The sequence below is a fragment of the Candidatus Binatia bacterium genome (assembly GCA_036563615.1).
In the GTDB taxonomy this organism is placed as follows: domain Bacteria; phylum Desulfobacterota; class Binatia; order UBA12015; family UBA12015; genus DATCMB01.
In genome coordinates this window covers 40,553-56,539 of sequence record DATCMB010000011.1, presented here as the reverse complement: position 1 = coordinate 56,539, position 15,987 = coordinate 40,553, and the positions used below count along the sequence as shown (strand labels likewise).

The 15,987-nt window shown below is 71.1% G+C and carries 15 protein-coding genes and 3 tRNA genes; 9 read left to right on the top strand and 9 right to left on the bottom strand.

Annotated features, from left to right (window positions below; translation table 11 throughout):
• The first annotated feature begins 171 nt into the window (after positions 1 to 171).
• Positions 172 to 2,277 (top strand): right-handed parallel beta-helix repeat-containing protein, encoded by a 2,106-nt coding sequence (locus tag VIS07_09585; protein ID HEY8515749.1) that lies wholly within the window; start codon positions 172 to 174, stop codon positions 2,275 to 2,277.
• A 51-nt stretch (positions 2,278 to 2,328) separates the two neighbouring features.
• Here VIS07_09585 and VIS07_09580 read toward each other — a convergent pair whose 3' ends face one another.
• Both VIS07_09580 and VIS07_09575 read right to left on the bottom strand, forming a co-directional pair.
• The gene (locus VIS07_09580) at positions 2,329 to 2,547 is read right to left on the bottom strand and encodes a hypothetical protein (GenBank protein ID HEY8515748.1); all 219 of its coding nucleotides are present in this window, start codon (positions 2,545 to 2,547) and stop codon (positions 2,329 to 2,331) included.
• A 108-nt stretch (positions 2,548 to 2,655) separates the two neighbouring features.
• The gene (locus VIS07_09575) at positions 2,656 to 3,408 is read right to left on the bottom strand and encodes an FRG domain-containing protein (GenBank protein HEY8515747.1); all 753 of its coding nucleotides are present in this window, start codon (positions 3,406 to 3,408) and stop codon (positions 2,656 to 2,658) included.
• A gap of 218 nt (positions 3,409 to 3,626) precedes the next feature.
• On the opposite strand from VIS07_09575, the gene VIS07_09570 reads away from it, so the two are divergent.
• On the top strand, positions 3,627 to 4,883 hold the full coding sequence (locus VIS07_09570) for a hypothetical protein (GenBank protein ID HEY8515746.1): 1,257 nt from the start codon (positions 3,627 to 3,629) through the stop codon (positions 4,881 to 4,883).
• A 99-nt stretch (positions 4,884 to 4,982) separates the two neighbouring features.
• On the opposite strand, the gene VIS07_09565 is transcribed toward VIS07_09570, so the two are convergent.
• The 4 genes from VIS07_09565 to VIS07_09550 all read right to left on the bottom strand — a co-directional run bounded on the left by VIS07_09565 (position 4,983) and on the right by VIS07_09550 (position 7,964).
• The gene (locus VIS07_09565) at positions 4,983 to 6,767 is read right to left on the bottom strand and encodes a long-chain fatty acid--CoA ligase (protein HEY8515745.1); all 1,785 of its coding nucleotides are present in this window, start codon (positions 6,765 to 6,767) and stop codon (positions 4,983 to 4,985) included.
• 33 nt (positions 6,768 to 6,800) lie between these two features.
• Entirely contained in the window at positions 6,801 to 7,319 is a 519-nt protein-coding gene (locus VIS07_09560; GenBank protein HEY8515744.1) for a nuclear transport factor 2 family protein, read from the bottom strand.
• Between the two features lie 149 nt (positions 7,320 to 7,468).
• A tRNA-Ser gene (locus VIS07_09555) sits at positions 7,469 to 7,555 on the bottom strand.
• Between the two features lie 88 nt (positions 7,556 to 7,643).
• Positions 7,644 to 7,964 (bottom strand): hypothetical protein, encoded by a 321-nt coding sequence (locus VIS07_09550; protein ID HEY8515743.1) that lies wholly within the window; start codon positions 7,962 to 7,964, stop codon positions 7,644 to 7,646.
• A 153-nt stretch (positions 7,965 to 8,117) separates the two neighbouring features.
• Here VIS07_09550 and VIS07_09545 point away from each other — a divergent pair, with 153 nt between their 5' ends.
• Both VIS07_09545 and VIS07_09540 read left to right on the top strand, forming a co-directional pair.
• The gene (locus tag VIS07_09545) at positions 8,118 to 9,014 is read left to right on the top strand and encodes a hypothetical protein (protein ID HEY8515742.1); all 897 of its coding nucleotides are present in this window, start codon (positions 8,118 to 8,120) and stop codon (positions 9,012 to 9,014) included.
• Between the two features lie 22 nt (positions 9,015 to 9,036).
• The gene (locus VIS07_09540) at positions 9,037 to 9,834 is read left to right on the top strand and encodes a DUF4124 domain-containing protein (protein HEY8515741.1); all 798 of its coding nucleotides are present in this window, start codon (positions 9,037 to 9,039) and stop codon (positions 9,832 to 9,834) included.
• 42 nt (positions 9,835 to 9,876) lie between these two features.
• Here VIS07_09540 and VIS07_09535 read toward each other — a convergent pair whose 3' ends face one another.
• Complete coding sequence (locus VIS07_09535; GenBank protein HEY8515740.1) at positions 9,877 to 10,086, bottom strand: hypothetical protein; 210 nt, start codon at positions 10,084 to 10,086, stop codon at positions 9,877 to 9,879.
• Positions 10,087 to 10,438: 352 nt separating this feature from the next.
• On the opposite strand from VIS07_09535, the gene VIS07_09530 reads away from it, so the two are divergent.
• Together VIS07_09530 and VIS07_09525 are read left to right on the top strand one after the other, a co-directional pair.
• Positions 10,439 to 11,404: a DUF3616 domain-containing protein gene (locus tag VIS07_09530; protein ID HEY8515739.1), complete on the top strand. Its 966-nt coding sequence runs from the start codon at positions 10,439 to 10,441 to the stop codon at positions 11,402 to 11,404.
• Between the two features lie 68 nt (positions 11,405 to 11,472).
• A complete protein-coding gene (locus VIS07_09525) occupies positions 11,473 to 13,032 on the top strand; it encodes a hypothetical protein (protein ID HEY8515738.1) in 1,560 nt (519 codons plus the stop codon).
• A 287-nt stretch (positions 13,033 to 13,319) separates the two neighbouring features.
• Here VIS07_09525 and VIS07_09520 read toward each other — a convergent pair whose 3' ends face one another.
• Both VIS07_09520 and VIS07_09515 read right to left on the bottom strand, forming a co-directional pair.
• The gene (locus tag VIS07_09520; GenBank protein ID HEY8515737.1) at positions 13,320 to 13,538 is read right to left on the bottom strand and encodes a hypothetical protein; all 219 of its coding nucleotides are present in this window, start codon (positions 13,536 to 13,538) and stop codon (positions 13,320 to 13,322) included.
• Positions 13,539 to 13,870: 332 nt separating this feature from the next.
• Positions 13,871 to 13,959: transfer RNA gene (locus VIS07_09515), tRNA-Ser, on the bottom strand.
• Between the two features lie 188 nt (positions 13,960 to 14,147).
• Between VIS07_09515 and VIS07_09510 the strand changes: the two genes are divergently transcribed.
• The 3 genes from VIS07_09510 to VIS07_09500 all read left to right on the top strand — a co-directional run bounded on the left by VIS07_09510 (position 14,148) and on the right by VIS07_09500 (position 15,720).
• Positions 14,148 to 14,221: transfer RNA gene (locus VIS07_09510), tRNA-Arg, on the top strand.
• A gap of 448 nt (positions 14,222 to 14,669) precedes the next feature.
• A complete protein-coding gene (locus VIS07_09505) occupies positions 14,670 to 14,888 on the top strand; it encodes a hypothetical protein (GenBank protein ID HEY8515736.1) in 219 nt (72 codons plus the stop codon).
• A gap of 139 nt (positions 14,889 to 15,027) precedes the next feature.
• Positions 15,028 to 15,720 carry a response regulator transcription factor gene (locus tag VIS07_09500; GenBank protein HEY8515735.1) on the top strand — a complete coding sequence of 231 codons (693 nt, stop codon included), beginning with the start codon at positions 15,028 to 15,030 and terminating at the stop codon, positions 15,718 to 15,720.
• Positions 15,721 to 15,987 lie beyond the last annotated feature (267 nt).

Sequence of the window (15,987 nt, the reverse complement as noted above, 5' to 3'; positions counted from 1 at the left end):
AAGGCGGGATTCCTCAATTTGTGTAGTGCATTGAAACCCGCACCGGCATAAGGTTTGCGGGGTCCGCGGCGCGCAGCGGCCCTCCTCCGGATGTCACCGACCCGTGCCGTTCCGCTCGCAGCGAGAGAAGCCGTCGAGGAGTTGCCCCAGGTGAGACACCTTCCGAGACCCATGCGGTGCGCGTTCGCCGTGCTGACGCCCTTGTTGCTCGCGCTGGCTGGTGTGGCCGACGCGCAGCCCACGCCCACGCCGAACCCGATCTACGTGTGCTCGGGCCATCTCGTGGGCGCCCGGGGGCTGCGTGACTACACCAACAACTACCTGCAGGACGTCGCCAAGTGCGCGCTCGAGCGGCTCAACGGAAAGTCGTGCGAGATCAAGGAAGACGACGACGAGGACCTGCTCAAGGAGGTCAAGAAGTGCACGCCGGAAGCGATCCACGCGATCTGCCCGCTCGGCGGTAACACGGAGCCCAAGCTCGCCGAGGCCTTGGTCGGCGCGAGCCCGACCTCGGTCAAGAGCCAGCTACGCGCGATCCTCGACGACGTCTTCTTCACCGAGCTCAACGAGTCCTGCCCGCGGCCGACCGGTGCCGTCTCCAGCGCGGCGCGACAGTGCGCGGACAAGCTCGTGAAGGCGATCGTCGGCCAGGAGACGGTCGAGCGCGTCGCGCAGTGCTACTTCAGCTGCGAGCGGCCGCGGCTCAACCAGTCGGGGCTCGAGTTCTGCATCGACGACCTCCTCGGCGAGCCGGTCAAGGACGACCTCATCGAGTGCGAGGAGAAGAAGCTCGAGGCCCTCGAGCTGATCGAGGACCGCTGCACCGCGGAGGTGATCCGCGAGCTCGGCTGCCCGCTCGGCGCCGAGAGCGTCGGCGAGCTGCAGCAGCGGCTGCGCGAGCGCATCACCACGTTCGCGCGCGAGCTCAACATGGGCATCTTCCACTCGCCCTGTCAGGGCAGCCTGCCGGGCGGTCCGGGCGAGCCGGAGCCGGTGTGGGTCACGCTGCGCCCGAAGGGCATCCGCAAGCAGCTCAGCTGCGGTCAGACGATCGACGCCGCGTTCATGGAGGGCAACAAGGAGGTCGTCTTCGAGGGCGACCTCGACTGCAGCGGTGCGAAGCCGCCCGAGGACGGCGGCCCGATCAACGGCATCCTCGTCGCGAAGCGCAACATCGTGCTGAGCGGCGTCGTCGGCAAGAAGTGGCGCATCCGCGGCCCGCAGCGCAGCAGCCTGCGTACGGGCGTCGGCATCAAGCTTCTACCCGGCGTCACCCACGTTCAGATCAAGAACTTCAAGGCGATCGAGAACTGGGGCATCGGCATCGAGGATTCCGAGGAGGGCAACAACAAGAAGCTCCGGATCGTCAAGACGACGGTGCGGCGTAACGTCATCGCCGGCCTGCGGATCCGCTCGCCGAAGGCGATCATCGACGAGGTCGTCGCCGACAAGAACGGCATCGGCATGGACCTCTCCGGCGAAGGGATCCGGGTGAAGAACCGCACGGAGGCGAAGAACTCGGCCTACCCGCCGAAGGTCGGCATTCGCCTCTCGGGCGTCGACAAGAACCGCAACGGCCTCATCGTGAAGATCTCGTCGGGGCCCTCGAAGCCGATCGTCGTCGAGGGGAATGAGGGCGCCGGCATCCTCATCGCCGAGGGCCCGCACTCGATCATTCAGGCCCACATCCAGAAGAACCCCGGGCCGGGGATCTTGATCGAGCCGTTCGGCTACGGCTCGCGCATCGACAGCAACAGTATCAAGTTCAACGGCGACGGCGTGGTCGTTCGCGGCAACTTCAACACCATCCGGTCGAACACCGCGGAGGACAACTTCGGCGACGGCTTCGTGGTCGAAACCGCCGAGGACGAGAACGGCAACGTGATCGGCGGCTACTTCAACGCGCTGATCAACAACGACTCGGGCAAGAAGTCCGACCGGGGCAACCTCGGCGCTGGCTATCGCGTTGGCGGCATCGGCACGCAGGTCGAGAGCAACGAGGCGGAGGCCAACCTCGGCTCCGGCTTCGTGGTCACCGGGACGACGTCGATGTTCAAGGGCAACAACGCCGAGGGCAACGAGGAGCACGGCTTCGACTTCCAGTCGTCGGGCCATGCCATCCAGGATTGCAACGCCGATGCGAACGGTGGCCACCAGTGGACGTTCGTCGCGGGCGAGATCGACAAGGGCGGCAACAAGGCCTCGGGCAAGACGATCCGCATCCCCGAGGAGTCGGGCTACTGCGACAAGCAGACCGACTGCCCGCTGCCGCGCTGAACGTCGCGATGGGAACGCGCGCCGACGGCGGCTCGTGCCGCCGTCGGTCGCTCAGCGCGGAACCGGCGGCTCGCCGCTGATCTTGCGCACGGCGACGTCGCGCACCTTGCGCCGCACGCCCGCCGCCGAAGCGATCGTGACGTAGGGCGGGTCGATGTCGACGATCGTGAACGGCCCGGGCTCGGCCATGATCACCACCTGGTCGCCGACCTGGAGGTCGTCGTCGCCGAGGCCGCTGCCGTTGAGGGCGCTTCCGTTGGTGGCTGCCACGGCCACGCCTCTTACGGCACTCCTCGCCCGGACGCAAAGCGTCCGCGCGCGAAGGGGTGATGCGGCCCGCCGCCGTGGGGGCCGCGCACGGCGGACGTCTCGTGGACGCTACTCGTAGTACCGCCGGATCGCGGCCGCGACGCCGTCGAGGTCCGGGAAGATCCGTCGCTCGTCGACCCCGACCAGGTCGAGCTGGTCGCGCACGACGGCGACGTCCTCGCCCTCGATCACGAAGCGGGTGAGGGCGTCCGACAGGCCGTGGCGCGCGAGGAACTCGTCGAACGACACCGAGGCGTCGGAGCAGACCGTGAACGCTCCTCCCTGCGCGACGATGCGCGGCTCGAGCGACGGCGGCTCGAAGAGACACGCGACCGGCCCCTCGCGCCGCGCGCTCGCCTCGTCGAACGGTGGCACCTCGCCGAAGAAGCGCTCGACCTCGTCGATCGTCAGCACGTGGTCCGGAAGGTCGAAGCGCGCGTGCACGCGCCGCCAGTCGAGGCGCCAGATGACGACGGCCTCGCCGCGCGGCCGCAGCGTCGCGAAGTGCGCGGCGATCAGCGGCGACACCGTCCAGTCGAGGAGCCGCGTCGGCACGCCGTGGTGCTGCGCGGTCGCGAGCAGCTCCCACGGTCGCGACGCGGCGACGAACGCGCGCGCGTAGCGCGCGAACGAGCGGAAGAGGTGGGGCTCGAGGTGGTTCTTGCGATGCGGCTCGTCGAGCCCGCCGAGGCGGTCGAGCGACGTCAGGAGCCGCGAGCGCGCCTCGCGGCAGCCGCGGTAGACGGCGAGCGCGCGGCGGTGGCCGGTGTCGCGGTCGAGGTCGGGGGTGAGCTCGTCGACGAGCTGACCGAGCGTCCGCACGCGGACCTCGCGTATTCCGCGGGGCGCGAAGCGCGCCTCGGACGAGGTGGCCCTCTGCGGCGAGTCGTTGGTGGGTCGCTGCGTCGACACGGATGCGCCAGCGGGGCCGTGTTCACGATGGCGCATCCGGCGCGGGGCCACAAGCGAGCGTCCGCCCGCTGGGGGACACCCGAGATCGCTCGCACCGTCGCGCGAGCTGTACTAACGCTGGCCGGGCCATGATCCGGCAGTGCAGCGCTCTGGACGAGCTACCCCGCCCAAAGCTGCTCCGCGTCGCGCTCGAGACGATGCTCGTCGGCCACCTGTTCGACCGCGCCTTGATGCCGCAGGTCTACTTCGCGACCGAGAGCTTCGACGCCGTCGACCGGCTCGCGATCGACGAGTGGATGGGCGCGAGCCCGGTCTACACCGGCCGCATGCGCCGCCTGATGCGGATCGAGGGCGACACGGTGCCGGCGATCATCAAGGCGCTGCAGCTCGATTGCGGCTTCGTGCACCAGTACATGGACGTCGGCTGGAAGCTCATCGACGACCGCCGCGCCGAGTTCTTCCTGCGCCACTGCGGCGCGCTGCTCGACGTCGAGCCGTACGGCGAGGAGCGGGTCCGCGGCATGTGCCACACGATCGAGGACCCGACCTTCGACGCGACCGCCTACGCGACCAACCCGCGCGCGCGCATCCGTCCGATCCACCGCCCGCCGCGGGTGCCGGCGGACCGCTGGCCGCACTGCCACTGGACGATCGAGATCGACCCCGCGGCCGAGCCCATCGGTCCGGCGAAGAACACGCAGGCGGTCGCGGCGCTGCCGCTCGCGCGCGTCGTGAACGAGCGCGCGCCGGAGCGCGACGCCGGCTGGACCGACTACGCGCGCCCGGTCGATCCGAGCTTCGAGCTCGGTTTGCTGTCGAGCGCGACGCTCGCGGCGGTGACGCGCGAGCTCCAGATCCAGGAGCACCTGCTCGCGTGCTCGACGGAGCTGGCGCTCGGCGAGCGCTTCGACGTCGAGCGGTCGCGCGCGCTGCTGCGCACGCAGTGGAGCGCGGTCGCCTGGCGCGCGAGCGAGCGTCTCGCGGCGGCGCTCGACCTCGCCGGCGGCGGTGCGGACGCCGTCGCCCGCGTGCTCTGCCTGCACGCAGCGCTGCCGCCCGGTTTCTCGCGTGACGCCGTCGTGCGCGGCGACACCGTCGAGCTCGTGCTCGAGCCGCAGGCGGCGGAGCTACTCGATCCCGCGCACCCCGGTTGGCTCGGCCTGCTCGCGCGCGGCGAGGGGCTCGGCGTCGAGGCGGCGGCGCAGGGCGTCGATCCGCGCGCGCGCCTCGAGCACGTCGCGGTGCGCGACGGTCGCATCGAGGTCGAGCTCTCGGTGCGGTCGAGCGCGCAGCCCGCGGTCATGCCGAAGGCGGCGCAGCTCATGAGCGTCAGCGGCGCGACGACCTTTCGCTTCGTCACGCGCGAGCCCGCACGCGCGCAGTGAGCTCGCTCGCGGTCGCGACGCGCTCGGCGCTGCTCGGCGCCGCGCCGCACGCGGGGCGCTGCGCGACGCAGGGCATCGCGACGCGCGGACCGCGGCCCGTCAGGCGTCCGCGTACAGCGACAGCACCGCGTTGCCGTGCTTCTCGAACACGGCCTTGCGCTTGAGCTTCAGCGACGGCGTCAAGAGCCCGTTTTCCTGCGTGAAGTCCTCGCCGACCAGGACCACCTTGCGGATCTTCTCGTACTCCTTGAAGGACGCGCAGCGCTCGTGGATCTCCTTCAGGATGAGCTCGCGCACGCGCGGGTCGTCGAGCAGCTGGCCGTCGCTCAGCTCCGGCGCGTTCTCCTGCGCCCACTTCTTCAGGTTCTCCATGTCGGGCACGACGAGCGCGACGTTGTACGGCTTGTTGTCGCCGTAGACCATGACGTTGGAGACGTAGGGCGAGAGCTTGATCTCCTCCTCGAGGAGCGTCGGCACGACGTACTTGCCGTTCTCGAGCTTGTACTGCTCCTTGATCCGCCCGGTGATGTAGAGGAAGCCGTCCGCGTCGAGGTGGCCCATGTCGCCGGTGCGGAGACCGCCGTCGGGCGTGAACACCTTGGCGTCCTCGTCGGGCAGGCCGTGGTAGCCCTTCATGACGTTGTGGCCGTAGACGATGATCTCGCCGTCGACGGCATCGCCCGTCGCGCTGCGGTCGATCTCGACGCGCACGCCGGGGATCGGCTTGCCCACGCTGCCGATCTTGCGATTGCCCGGCCAGTTGGCGGTCACGATCGGCGAGGTCTCGGTGAGGCCGTAGCCTTCGTAGACCATGATGCCGAGGTCGTCGATGAACTCCGCGACCTCGCGGCTGATCGCCGCGCCGCCGCTGAACGCGTACTTGAGCTTGCCGCCGAAGCGCGCGCGGACCTGCGAGAACACGAGACGATCGAAGAGCGCGTGCTGCAGCTCGACGACGATGCTCGACTCGTTCTTCTCGGCGAGCCGCCTGCGCCGCTGCTCGTTCGCGATCGCGAGGTCGAACAGCAGCTTGCGGATGCCGCCTTCCTCGGCCATGCGCTGGTGCAGCCCGCGGTAGATGCGGTTGAAGATCCGCGGCACCGCGAACAGCAGCGTCGGCTGCACCTCGGCGAGGTTGTCGATGATCTTGTCGACCGACTCGGCGATGCCCATCGAGGCGCCCATCGAGAAGAGCCCGTGCAGCTCGACGGTCTGCCCGAAGCTGTGCGCCCACGGCAGGAACGAGAGCGAGCGCTCCTCCGGACCGATCGGGAACAGGTCCTGGATCGCGCTCACGTTGCTCGCGAGGTTCTTGTGCGTCAGCAGCACGCCCTTCGGATTGCCGGTCGTGCCCGACGTGTAGATGAAGCCCGCGAGATCCTCGGGCTCGGGATGGAAGATCGCGACCGGCGAGCGCTCCCCGAGCTCGACCACCTCGGCGAAGCTGTGGTCGGCCTTGCCCTCGATGACGATCACGTGGCGCAGCTCGGGCAGGCGCGCGCGGAACGTCGCGACCCGGTCCGCGATCGTCTGGGTCGAGACGACGAGGACCTTCGCGCCGGAGTCCTTGAGGATGTACTCCCACTCGTCGTCGTGCTGCGCCTCGTACATCGGCGCGAACGACGCGCCGAGGCCGTAGGTCGCGTACGCGGCGGTGGCCCACTCGGGTCGGTTGTTCGAGATGATCGCGACCACGTCGCCGCGCCCGACACCGAGCGCGCTGAGCCCGGCCCGGAACGCGTCCGTGGTGCGGCGGAACTCGCCGTACGTGGTCCACACCCAGCGTCCGTCGCGCTTCACGCCGAACAGCGGACGCGAGGGATGCTGGTCGGTGCTCTTCTCGTAGATCTCGACCAGGGTGCCGAACATCGGCTGGAACGACATGCTCGAAGTATAATCCTTTTTCCGTCTCGTTCTTTACGGCCTGTGCGGCTCGAGGTGCCTCCAGGCCCTGGGCAGCGACACGTCTCGATTGGGATTGGGCGGCGGCACGTTGACCGTCGCCGGCGGCTTCCAGCCCATCGCCTTCATCACCTCGAAGACGTGGACCATGTTGAGCATGTCGTGGCTGTAGCAGAACCGCCCGCCGCCCGCGTAGTAGAGGATCGACAGACCGGGGACGAACCAGCGCTTGCCGTCGGGCCCTTCGCCGAGCACCTGGTCCCACTGGCTGACCACGCGGTGGCCCTCGACCATGATCCAGTTCTCCGGCGTGTACCAGCCGTGCCCGGTGAGCCCGGACATCGACGTCTCGAAGAACTCGCGGATCGCCTCGCGCCCCTCGATGCGGCCCCACGCCGGGTCGATGTAGGCCGCGTCCTCGGTGAAGAAGTCGGCGAGCGCCGACCAGCGCTGCCGTCCGGCGTCGATCTCGTCGCGCAGGGCGACGAAGCGCTCGTAGGTGTCGCGGGCCTCGCGTTCGATCGCGTTCGGCATCTCGGGCCTCCCTTCGGCTCCGGCGACGCTCCGGCGTCGCCCCGATGTCCCGCTGTACTTCAATCGGCCCGAGGGGCGGAAGCGCGCGGCCGACGGCATCTCGAGATCGGTCGTTCGCTCCGTCGTGCGCCGCGCGGCGCGGGAGCGAGCGGAGGGGGTGGGATTCGAACCCACGAGACCCTCGCGGGCCTGCCGGTTTTCAAGACCGGTGCCTTCAACCGCTCGGCCACCCCTCCGTGACCGCCGATTGAAGCAGTTTGCGCGCGGCGGCGCATCTCCGTGACGTCGAGATGCGCACTGCGGGACGTGCGCACGAGCTCGCGGTCAGCGCGGCCTGCGGGCGCGCGGCTCGCGCAGAGCCGTGTGCGGCGTGTCCCGCGGCGGTCCGATCCAGGCGCCGGATTGGTGCGCGAGCGATGGTGGCCGCTTGAGGGTCGCGTCGGCGTCCCGGTGGCACATCACGCAGATGCAGTTGCCGCTTTCGTCGAGCTTCCAGCCGATCGCGAGGAGCAGGTGCCAGTCGCTCGCGCTCGCCGTCTGGCCACACCGAGAACAGCTCCATTCCATGTTGCGCTCCGGCCGTCGGTTGAAGACCTGCGCCGCGCGGGGTGTTCGGGGATGCGGCTCGAGGAAGCTCCGCCACATGGGGGCGGGTTGTCAAGAACAATCGGACAGGGTTGAGAAAAAAATTGGCGTGGCGCCCGCGTGCGCGGGGCGGCGTCGGGACGCGCGTCGGCTGGCGCTGCGTCGACCCGCGCGGCGCGTCGTGGCGACACGGCAAAGCCGCTATCATCGAGCATGGCCGCCTACGCCAAGGCGCTCGAGGAGCTGTACCGGAGCCGCCCGCAGGACTTCGTCGCGGCGCGAAAGCGCCTCGCGGCGGACCTCCGGCAGGCCGGCGAGCGGGATGCCGCCGCGCGCCTGGCGAAGCGCCGCCGACCGCCGGCGTCGGCCTGGGCGGTGAACCAGCTCTACTGGCGCCAGCGAAAGGCCTTCGACTCGGTGCTTGACGCCGCGGCCAAGCTGCGCGACGGCGACGTCGGGGCTGCGAAGGACTACCGTCGCGGGCTCGGCGAGCTGCGCCGCCGCGCCGAGGAGCTGCTGCGCGAGGTCGGCCTCGGGGCGAGCGACGCGACGCTGCGCCGCGTGAGCGCGACGCTGGCCGCGATCGCCGCCGCGGGCGGCTTCGACCCGGACCCGCCGGGCGCGCTCGAGGACGACCGCGACGCGCCGGGCTTCGACGCCTTGACGCTCGCTGCGGGCGACGACGGCGGCGCGGCGCGCAGCAAACCCGCGCGCGAGACCGAGAAGCGAGAGCGGGCGACCGCTCACGGCCGGAGCGCCGCCGAGCCGGTCGGGCGCGCACCCGAGCGCGACAAGCGCGACGCGGCGCGCGAGAAGCGCGACGCCGAGCGCGAGCAGCGGCGAGCCGAGCGCGCCGAGCGCAAGCGTCTCGCCGCGGAGCGCAAGCGACGCGACGCCGAGCGCCGCCGCCTGCGCGCCGAGCTGCGCAGCGCCGCCGACGACGTGCGGAAGAAGGAGAAAGTGGCCGAGCAGCTACGCGACGAGCTCCGTCGTGCCGAGGAAGCGCTCGCCGCCGCGCGCAGCGCGGCGGAGGATCTCGAGCGGCGGCTCGACGACCTCGAGCAGGAGAACGAGCGGCCCCCCGTCGACAGCCGCGACGGAGCGCGATAGCGTCGAAGCGAGGAGATTCACGATGCAGCTTTTCGGCATCGTCGTCCTTCTCGCGCTGCTGCTCGTCCCCTCCGCCGAGGCGACCGTCTACATGTGGAACGACGCGGAGGGCGACCTCGTCCTGACCAACGATCCACGCCAGGTGCCCGAGGACCCGCAGCATCCGGTGAGGACCTTCGAGACCGTGGACGGCGCGGCCGCCGCCGAGGCGCGAGCGAGCGCCGCGACGGCGCCCGGTGCGGCGCCGCAACGAGCGGCCAGCGGACAGCCCGGCACGCACGGCGCGCAGGCCGCGGCGAAGGAGCAGGGCGACCCCCAAGGGCAGCCGTCGGTGAGCGGCGCGGTCGCGGCGGCGGGGACGTCCGGCGCAGCGACGCGCGGCGGCGCGCGCGTGCTCGGGCAGAGCGAGACGTCCGGGGCGTCCGAGCGGATCCTCGGCGCGCGCTCGGGCGAAGCCGCCGGGCCGCTTGCCGGCGCGGACGGCGACGGCGCGGCGGACGACCAGGGCTCGACGCAGCAGAGGGCGACGATCGACCCGCGCGCGCTCTTCGAGGAGGCGGCGCAGCGCGAGCCGCCGCGCGTCGTGGTCAGCATCGTGCCACCGACGGAGCGAGCGGGCTCGAGCTTCGACCGCCGCGGCGCGAGGTCGCGCGACCTCGAGGGCGGCGGCTCGTCGCTCGGCCGCGACGACCGCATCGGTGGCTTCGGCGGCGGAGGCCTGGGTGGGAACGATCTCGGCCGCGGCGGCGGGTTCGGCGGCGCCATGAGCCAGCGCCGCGGCACCTTCGGCCGCGGCGCCCGCGGCCTCGGCGGGCGCTAGAAACAGCCTCGCGAGCGTCGCGGGCAGCGGGCTCGCCGAACCTCAGCCGCGCGGCCCGCGCGGCTGCCTGGCATCCGCGCGCTGCGAGCTCGCATCGCGTCCCGTGGTGCCTCTCTCGACGCCCGCCGAGCGCGCGGGCCCCTTGCGGTAGACGCGGCACTTCGCGCACAGCGCGCCGATCTGCTCGCCCTCCGACTCGGTCGGCTCGACGAGCCAGCCCATCGACAAGACCATGTCGACGTTCGACGCCACCGCTTCACACCCGCATTCGGTACAGCACCAGATCGGCATCCGTGTCCTTCCTGGCCGCGGCGTTGAGGCGATCGGTGGGAGGCGGTAGTCGGGTCCGGGACGCGTGACGGTATCGTGCGCGGCCGATGCAAAGCAAGGTTTTGCTGCACGCGGGGAGGAAGCGATGCGGTGGAGGATCCGGCGACAGAGGCGCGCGACGTGTGCGACGGCGCGCGCAACGAGGCGCGAGAAAGGGCACGAGACGACGGGCGCGAGACGACGACGGCAAGCCCCACCGTGCACCGCCGCGACGCTCGCGCTGCTGCTCGCCCTGCTCGCCTCACGCAGCGCGAGCGCGATCGGCGAGCCCAAGGTGCTCGAGCGCTATCCGGTGTGCGAGGCCTCGGCGGCGCTCCTGGTGCCGTGCGGGGAAGAGGGCACCTGCGTCTGGGTCGCGGACAACGAGCACGACCGTGACCTCTTCGCCTACGACGTCGAGAAGGACGGCACGCTCGTGCCGCGCGTCCCCTGGCAAATTTCGCTCGGCAAGGCGCGCGTCGACGACATCGAGGCGCTGGCCCGCGACGGCGACGGCGTGCTCGCCTTCGGCTCGCACGGCCGCGACTCGAAGTGCCGTCTGCGCGAGGAGCGCGCCGGCGTGGCGCGCGTCCGGCTGCGCGATCTCGCGACGGAGCTTCTGACCTCGGGCAAGCACTGGCGCCGTCGGCTCGAGCACTGCGACGGCGAGCTGATCGTGCACACGACCGATCCCGCACGCAGAGCGCAGCGCAGCGCGGTGTGCGACGCGATCGTCGCCGCCGACAGGGCGTCCGAGAAGGTCGCCGGCTCCGAGGACGAGTGCCCGGGCGACGCGTTCAACATCGAGGGCGCGGCGGCGGTTCCGGGGGAGAACGGCACGAGCCGGATCTGGATCGGGCTGCGCGCGCCGCTCGTCGAGAGGCGTGCGGTCCTGCTGCGTCTCGTCCCCGAGATCGTGCGCGACGGCAACATCGCCTTCGACGCCGTCGCGACCGTCGACCTCGGCGGCCGCGGCATCCGCGAGCTCTCGTACGCGGACGGCTTCGTCTGGGGCATCGCGGGGAGCGTCGAGGACAGCGATCGGCCGAGCGTGCTCTGGCGCATGCCGGCCGCGCTGCTGCGCGACGGGGCGACGATCCTGCGCGTCCAGACCGCGACCGAGACCTTGCCGCCCACGGCGGAGGGATTGGTGATCCAGCCCGAGGCGCGGCGCGCGATCGTCCTCGCCGACGGCGACACCGACAAGAAGAAGAAACGCTGCGTGGTCCCGGCGCGCCAGCTGGTCGTGCCGCTGTTCTGACGCGGAGTCGAGCGGTGCGCGACGCGCGCGCTTTACGAGCGCCGTCGCGCACGGCAAGTTGTCGCGCCTTGGACACCTTGGAGACGGAGCAGGAGAGCGGGCGCACGCTCGACCACGTCCTCACGTGGCTCGCCGTGCTGCTCGCGACGGCGTGGCTCGCGTGGGTGCAGTTCTCCTTCACGGGCCTCTACGACCTCGACAGCTACTTCCACGTCCGCGCCGCCGAGCAGCTCGCCACGCACGGCGTGCAGAAGACCTTCCCGCAGGCGGTGCACAGCACGTGGGCCGATGCGTACAGCGACAAGGACTTCCTGTTTCACGTCCTGCTGCGGCCGTTCATCGCGGGCGGCGATTTCCGCCTCGGCGGCAAGTGGTACGTCGTCTTCCTGGACTTCCTGGTGCTGGCGGCGTTCGCGTGCGCGCTGCGCGCGCTCGGCGTGCGCTTCGGCGCGCTGTGGGTGCTGCTGCTGATCGCGGCGAGCCCGTACTACGTGACGCGACTCTCCTCGGTGCGTCCGCACATCCTGGGGCTCGCGTTCGTGACGCTCGAGGTCGCGCTGCTGGCGAAGGACCGCTGGAAGACGCTGTTCGTCGTCTCGGCGCTGCACGTGCTCGCGCACTCGTCGTTCCTGCTGCTACCGGCGCTGCTCGCGGCGCGCATCGTCGTGGCGCTCGTGCACCGCGAGGGCTTTCCGCTGCGCACGACGCTCGGCGTGCTCGCCGGGATCGTCGTCGCCTCGCTCGCGCACCCGTACTTCCCGAACAACCTGACCGTCGCGGAGCAGATCGTCGACATCGTACGCACCGTCGGCGGGAGCGGGGCGGCGATTCCGCCCGAGGCGTTCGGCAGCGAGCTGCGTCCGGCGAGCTGGCAGTCGTTGCTCGCGCAGTTCCCGGGCTGGGCGCCGGCGATCGTCGGGCTCGTCGCGCTCTTCGCCGTGCGCGGTCGCGCCGCCTGGGACCGCACGCTGACCTACCTCGCGCTGCTGGGCGTCGGCGCGCTCGTCCTCGCGCTGCGCTCGCGGCGCTTCGTCGACGTGCTCGTCGTCGCGGCGCTGCTGCTCGCGGGCGCGCTGTGGACGCGCGTCGCGGGCCGCGAGCCGCTGCCGCGGCTGCTCCGCGCGCGGCCGGCGGTCGCGTGGCCGCTCACGGTGCTGGCGTGCGGCTTCGTTGCGTTCTCGCTGCTGCGCGTGCAGGAGGTCCGCGACAACTTCGCGCGTCAGGCCTACGGCGACGTCTACGCGCCGGCGATGGCCGCGCTCACGCAGCTCGCCGCGCCGGACGAGCTCGTCTACCACGTGTCGTGGATGGACTTCGCGGTGCTCTACGCGTTCCGTCCGAATGGCCGCTACGTCTCGGGTCTCGACCCGATCTTCCTCTACCAGAAGGATCCGCAGCTCTTCGCGAAGAACCTCGCGCTGTCGCGCGGTCGGGCGCGTGACGCGGCGCGGATCATCGGCGAGGACTTCGGCGGGCGCTGGGTGTTCGTCACGCACCAGCCGCGCGACGCGGCGTTTCGCCAGCTCCTCGCGCGCAGCGCGGGCGTGCGGCTCCTCTACGACGACGGCTTCGCGCAGATCTGGCAGGTCGGCGAACAGCCGCGCCCGCTTCCGGCGCCGCCGGCGTAGCGCGGCGTGAATGCACGGCGCTCCCGCACGTCTGAGGGGGCGCTGCGCGGGGCGGCGGCACACGCGCGAGGCGCGTGCGGCGAGAGTGACGGCTGCTGCGCCCGCGTCGTTGCCTGCCTGCTTCTCGCTTGGGGGAAAGGTACCGCCTCGCCTTGGGGTGGGGGGTGGGGGAAGCGGACCGTGCGAGCGCGTGGGTGGCGGCGCGACGCGAGCGCAGCAGCGTCGGGGCCCCGTGGCGACCGCGCCCTGGGGGGAGGGGGCAGGGGCGGTCGCGTTGATGGGGCGTCCTACTGCGGCGGGATGTTGGGAAGCGACGTCACGAGGAGGCTGCGTCTTCCGCTGCTGAACTGAACGTCGCTGTCGATGAACGATTCCACCAGACGGGAGTCGGCTTGGTCCGTCGCCCGTGCGCGCAGACCGAGCAGCGCGCCGACGCGAACGAACTCGGGATCGTTCAGGACCAGGAGGAAGGTGTCGGTTTCGGTGGAAGTGGTGGTCTCGTTCATGCCGGGGCGGAGTAACAATGCTCGTGCCACTTCGAGCGTCCGTCGTCGACGCAACGAGGTGCGGCAGAGGCTACGGCGCACGCGCAGAAGAAACTCCCGACTCGTGCAACGCGAATCGGAGAAAAGCGCAGAAGATCGAGGGTTGGGGCGTGCGCGGCGCGCCGACCGCTGCGTTGCGCGCGTCGGCTGGGGACGACGCCGTCGCTGCCGTGCGGATCGATCAATCTCGCGCGAGCGTGCACGCGTGCAGGCTGTCCTTGCGACTTGCCTTGCGCGTCGAGCCCTGCGGAGAGACCGTGGCGTGAGGCCGCTCAGCGGCCACGCCGTGCGAGCGGAGAGAGAGGGATTCGAACCCTCGATACGGTTTTACCCGTATACGCGCTTAGCAGGCGCGCGCCTTCGACCACTCGGCCATCTCTCCAAGCACGTTTTCCGCGTGACCCCTCCTACTAATGCCTCGTCTCGGAGGCCGCAAGGCGCTCGCGCTGCGACCGCCCGACCTGGCGGGCTTGCGAGGACGCCCGTGGGACCGCGAAAGAGACGTGCCGTGCAGAGGTCACTGGACACCCGCAAGCGTTATGGCTACCTACCCGTGTCCGAACGGCTGATGCGCCCTTAGCTCAGCTGGATAGAGCGTCTGACTACGGATCAGAAGGTCGGGAGTTCGAATCTCTCAGGGCGCGCGCAGGAAAGCCCCCGGAAACGGGGGCTTTTCCTTTTTCGGGGGCATTCCTCGGCGACGGCCCTCGAGCCGCCCTGCCGGCACGGCCGGCCGTCCTGGCGGCTCTCCGATCCCGACGTCGGTCCGTCGGGTGGGCGTTGCCGCCGGCGACGGGCAGGTGCTTGGCAGGCGGTGCTGCCGGGGCACGGATCGGGATCGTCGAGCCGGCGCGGCGTGCTCGCGCGCTTTCTCGCATGTGCTTGACGCGGCACGCGACGCCGCAGCGTGTCACGACGCCGCGAGCGAACGAGCCTTCGCTCGCACGGCCGTCAAACGCTCGCACGACCGTGAAAATCGTCAAGTATCGAGCAAACCCCCTTGTGTCGCCGGGCGCGCCGGCATAGCTCCTTGTCGTTCGCTTCCTCCTTTCTCGGCGCATCTCGGTAGACGGTAGACGACACGAGGCGGCTATGTTCGCGTGGCATTGCGAGTCGTGCGGCGCCCCAGCCGACGTTTCCAGCGCCTATCTGGTGAAGGCGATGGGCTGGGCGGTGACGCGCAAGGAAGAGGGACGTCGTCAGACCGCCATCTGCCCGCGCTGTCTGAGCACGGCCCGTCCGGTGGAGCGCTTCTCGCGCCTGGAGACCGAACGCGCCGCGACGCAGGGCGCGCTGCGCGTCGGGCGCTGAAGGCCCCCGGCGACGTCGCTCGCCTCCGACGATGCTCGGTCGGTCTCGGGGAATCCCCTAAGCGCTTCTCCTCCAAACCCCGACGGTACGCGCAGCGGTCTCGTCGACGGCATGGCGCGTGCGTAGAGCCACGGACGGTATGGCGCCGATCCGCATCGTGATCGCCGATGATCACGTGTTCGTGCGAGCCGGCATCCGCGCGCTGGTCGAGCGGATGCCCGATCTCGAGGTGGTCGGCGAGGCGAGCGACGGCGCCGAGGTGATCCGCCTGGTCGAAGAGACGACGCCCGACGTCGTGCTGATGGACGTCGCCAGACCCGGCTTCGACGGAGCCGAGGCCACGGCGCGCGTGCTGCGGGCGAGCCCGACGACGCGCGTGGTCGCGGTGTCGGTGCACGCGGATCCCGAGTCCGTGCTGCGCGCGATCGATGCCGGAGCGTCGGGCTACGTGCTGAAGGACGCGAGCGTCGTCGAGCTCGAGCTCGCGATCCACGCCGCGCTCGAGGGCGGCACGTTTCTGAGCCCACGCGTCTCGGGCCTGGTGGTCGAAGCGTACCGGCGACGCTCGACGGGGCAGGGCGGCGAGGCAGGGACGGACGTCCACCCGGCGTCGGATCGCGCACGGCTCGCACGCCTCACGCCGCGCCAGCGCCAGATCCTGCAGCTCGTCGCCGAGGGCGCCTCGTCGCGCTCGATCGCGCGTCGCCTCGAGCTCAGCGTCAAGACGATCGAGAGCCACCGCGCGCAGCTCATGGAGCGGCTCGGCATCCACGACGTCGCCGGCCTCGTGCGCTTCGCGATCCGCGCGGGGCTCGTGCGCGTCGAGCCGTGACGGACGCGGCGCGCCCGGCTCGACGAGGGCGGAGCCGGCTTCGGCAACGCGTGCGAGACGGCGCCGGGTCCGGGCGCCGGGGGCGGCGCCATCGGGCCGCCAGCGCCGCCCGCGCCGGGACGCGCGTGCGGGTGTCGCTGCGGCTCGCCGGGGAGTCAACGTAGGCGACTGCGGCAAAATTCCACATTCGCTGGCGCGCGCGCATCTGCTATGGCCTCGCCTCAAGATCCCGATGTGCGCATCGGGAGGGGCGGGTCAGCGTCTTGA